Here is a 3,428-nt window from a genome sequence, read left to right on the forward strand (position 1 = left end):
GATGGTCATCACGTCATTGGCATGGGCATACATGCCACTGGAGCCGGATTGGAATTCGGTGGGTATAAGCGCCGAAAAGCAATCAAGCACCTATTGGCTGCAGCGCATCCCGGATGCCGATTCAGTGCTGCTGCAAAATCCAGCAATCGAAGATAGTAATCGCCGCCTGCTGGCCTCCGAGTCCGGCATGGCCGATTGGCAGACTTGGCCGAAACAGGTATCGCGAAAAGCGATACGCCAAAAGATCGAGGCCTTGTCCAAACGACCGCAGGCACCTCTGTTCAAAAATGCCGACCAGACCCTTACTGCTGAAGAAATTGACGCCTTGATGGTCAATCTGGATCTCGACAACATCATGGATGCCGATGACCGATTGTTTGGCCTGGCGGTTAAACGCAGTGCACTGCGTCGATTCCCGACCGAACAACGCGCCTTCGACGCCAAAGGTGGCATCGACATCGACCGTCTGCAGGAATCCGCCATTTTCCCTGGAACACCGGTCGCCGTCTTGCATGAATCCAGGGATCGGCAATGGCTTTTCGTACAATCGGAAAACTATGCCGCCTGGGTAAGGGCGGACTCCATTGGTCTCGCATCACGGCAATTCGTGATGGCGTATGCCACCCAACAGCCACGCCGTTGGGTGACCGGCAGCCAAATCCGGACCGTATTCCATCCGTATGTCGAAGAGATTTCCGAACAGGTTCTCGACATGGGCAGCAGTCTTCCTGTTCGCACTGACTGGCCTTTGTCAAAGCCGGTGAATGGCCAAGGCAGCCTGGGATCATGGATTGTGGACTTTCCGTTACGGCTTGACAATGATCAGCTGCACATCAAACCGGTATTGATTCCACGCAGCGCAGATACTTCCGACGCCCCGTTGCCGGCAACCCGAGGCAATCTGATCCGTCAGAGTTTCAAATTCATCGGTGAACGCTATGGATGGGGTCATGATTACAACGGTCGTGATTGCAGCGGTTTCGTATCCGAAGTGTACCGATCGCTTGGAATCCTGCTTCCACGCAATACCGGAGAACAGCAGCGGACGTCGAACTTCCATCGAATCGCATTCACTCCTCAGATGACTCAAACGCAGCGTCTTGCCCAGCTCCGGCAGCTGCGCATCGGCGATCTGGTTTACATCCCCGGGCATGTGATGATGGTGATTGGCCAAGACAGCCACGGCCCATGGGTCATTCATGACTCACAGAACAGCGGCATTGTTCTGACCAGCGGTTTCCATACACTGCCGACCAATGGCGTTGCGGTAACTCCATTACTGGCCATGGCGTTTAGCCCCGGAAAGTCCTATCTCGATGCCATCAGCGCCGTCCAGCGAATTTTCCCGGAAAGCCGCTGATTATGCGCATCCGCGGATTCAGAACCGGCATCCTCCGCATTCCCTTGCGGACGCCGTTCAAGACGGCGCTGCGCACTGTCGAGATCATAGAAGACGCAGTCATCTGCTTTGAAACCGATTGCGGTCATATGGGCTACGGGGAAGCACCTCCGACGGCGGCCATTACCGGCGACAGTCTAGAGGGAATTCTAGAGGCCTTGCAAACCATTCTCGGCCCGGCGTTGCTCGGGCGTGAGGTGGAGGATGTCTCCGGCAATTGCGATATCGTCCAAAACGCCCTGCCAAAGAACACGAGCGCCAAGGCAGCGGCGGAGATTGCATTGTATGATCTGTATGCACAATCTCGGGCCCTTCCGCTCTATAAAGCGCTTGGCGGCGGCACGCCCAGACTGTTGACCGATTTGACCATTAGTGTCAACGACACTCCAACGATGCTTGCCGATTGCGAAAGCGCCATTGAACGTGGGTTCACTGCATTGAAAATCAAAGTCGGTAAGCGTCCGGAAGCCGATGTGCCGCGCTTACAGGCCATTCATCAGGCCGTTGCAGGCCGTGCCATGCTTCGCATCGATGCCAATCAGGGCTGGACCGCTGATCAGACCATAGGCACGCTCCGGATCCTGGATTCCGCTGGCTTGTATTTTGATCTCATCGAACAACCGGTTCCGGCAAGTGATGTAACGGGCATGCAGGCCATCAAAGCGGCGCGCTCGAGAATACCGCTTATGGCCGATGAAAGCGCATTCAATCTGGACCAGGTCAAAACGCTGCATGCGGCCTCGGCAGCAGATATCATCAACATCAAGCTGATGAAATCCGGCGGCCTGTCCAATGCAACAGCCATCGCCGATTACTGTGCTGGGCTGAACATGCCTTGCATGATGGGTTGCATGCTCGAGGGGGCGATCAGTGCCTCGGCTGCCGCACATCTTGCCGTTGCCAGGAGCGACATCATCACCCGTATCGATCTGGACGGCCCTCTCCTTGCCACGTTTAATCCGATTGACGGCAACGTGCGTTTCGATGATGCTGTCATTACGATCTGTGAGCGCCCTGGATTGGGCATTCATTCCCCCACCAACATTACCTGGTTCGATTGATGCGTAAAATCCTGCTGCCATACCTTCTGATGCTCTGTTCGCCCGTCTTGGGTTCGGAATCCCTGCCACTGCAATGGGCGTCCGAAGGCACCCAGATGGTGATCGTGACCACAGCGGATTGGCAGGACCCTGCCGGCCAGCTACAGACGTTCGAACGCCGGCAAGGGCAATGGCGTTCAATTGGACAGGGTTTTCCGGTAAGCATCGGCAAGAACGGTTCCGGGTGGGGACTTGGTTTGCATGAACCGCAAGATGGCGGTCCAGTCAAAGTCGAGGGCGATGGCAAGGCCCCGGCAGGTATTTTTCGGATTGGCTTGGCTTTCGGTCAGCCGGCAACCATAGCGACCTCACTGACATATCAGCAGATGACCGCCGATGACTGGTGCATTGATGTGAACGATTCGCCGCTCTACAACCGAATCGTCTCTACCCGAGACCTCGGCACGGAGGCCATTCAGGGCTCGACAGAACCGATGCGGCGCGACATTCACAACGGCGACCACCTCTATAAGAAGGGTTTTGTCATCGCACATAATCCGGAAAACCGGCCGAAGGGTGGTAGCTGTATTTTTGCCCATCTCTGGCGTAGTACCGGTGCTGCAACCGCCGGCTGTACTGCAATGACCGAACCCGATATGGATCGTCTTATGCTTTGGCTGAACCAGAACAGAAACCCCGTATTCGTCCTGTTGCCAGAAAATGAATACGTCCGCCTCAAAACGCAATGGCAACTTCCCGAACTGATCTCGAAGAATTGAACATGACCGCATCGACACGCGTTTTCCTCGGCCTGCTTCTGGGCGTCATCACCGGTATTTTACTGAGCCGATTCGCACCCGACGCGGTAGCACCGGCAACAGCGCTGGCGCAACCGGTTGGCAAGCTCTGGCTGAATGCGCTACAGATGAGCATCGTGCCGCTCGTGGTTTCCCTCTTGGTGGTCGGCATCAACCATGCCAATGACATTG

At 55.8% G+C, this 3,428-nt stretch carries 4 protein-coding genes; all 4 read left to right on the forward strand.

Going from position 1 to position 3,428, the window contains the following annotated elements:
* A partial coding sequence (locus ACIQ0Q_RS08410) for an SH3 domain-containing protein (protein WP_395772491.1) occupies nt 1–1,360 on the forward strand: 1,360 nt, incomplete at its 5' end.
* Between the two features lie 2 nt (nt 1,361–1,362).
* A complete protein-coding gene (locus ACIQ0Q_RS08415; protein ID WP_395772492.1) occupies nt 1,363–2,460 on the forward strand; it encodes a dipeptide epimerase in 1,098 nt (365 codons plus the stop codon).
* Nucleotides 2,460–3,218 (forward strand): L,D-transpeptidase, encoded by a 759-nt coding sequence (locus ACIQ0Q_RS08420; RefSeq protein ID WP_395772493.1) that lies wholly within the window; start codon nt 2,460–2,462, stop codon nt 3,216–3,218. Before ACIQ0Q_RS08415 ends, ACIQ0Q_RS08420 begins: the two co-directional genes overlap by 1 nt.
* A 2-nt stretch (nt 3,219–3,220) precedes the next feature.
* Nucleotides 3,221–3,428 (forward strand): cation:dicarboxylate symporter family transporter (locus ACIQ0Q_RS08425; protein WP_395772494.1); only part of this gene is annotated, 208 nt, incomplete at its 3' end.

The organism is Arenimonas sp. (assembly GCF_044348765.1).
Lineage (GTDB): Bacteria > Pseudomonadota > Gammaproteobacteria > Xanthomonadales > Xanthomonadaceae > Arenimonas.

Excerpts from the sequence above, each read along its gene's own strand:
- ACIQ0Q_RS08420 (WP_395772493.1), top strand. The coding sequence starts at position 2,460 with ATGCGTAAAATCCTGCTGCCATACCTTCTGATGCTCTGTTCGCCCGTC.
- ACIQ0Q_RS08415 (WP_395772492.1), top strand. The coding sequence starts at position 1,363 with ATGCGCATCCGCGGATTCAGAACCGGCATCCTCCGCATTCCCTTGCGG.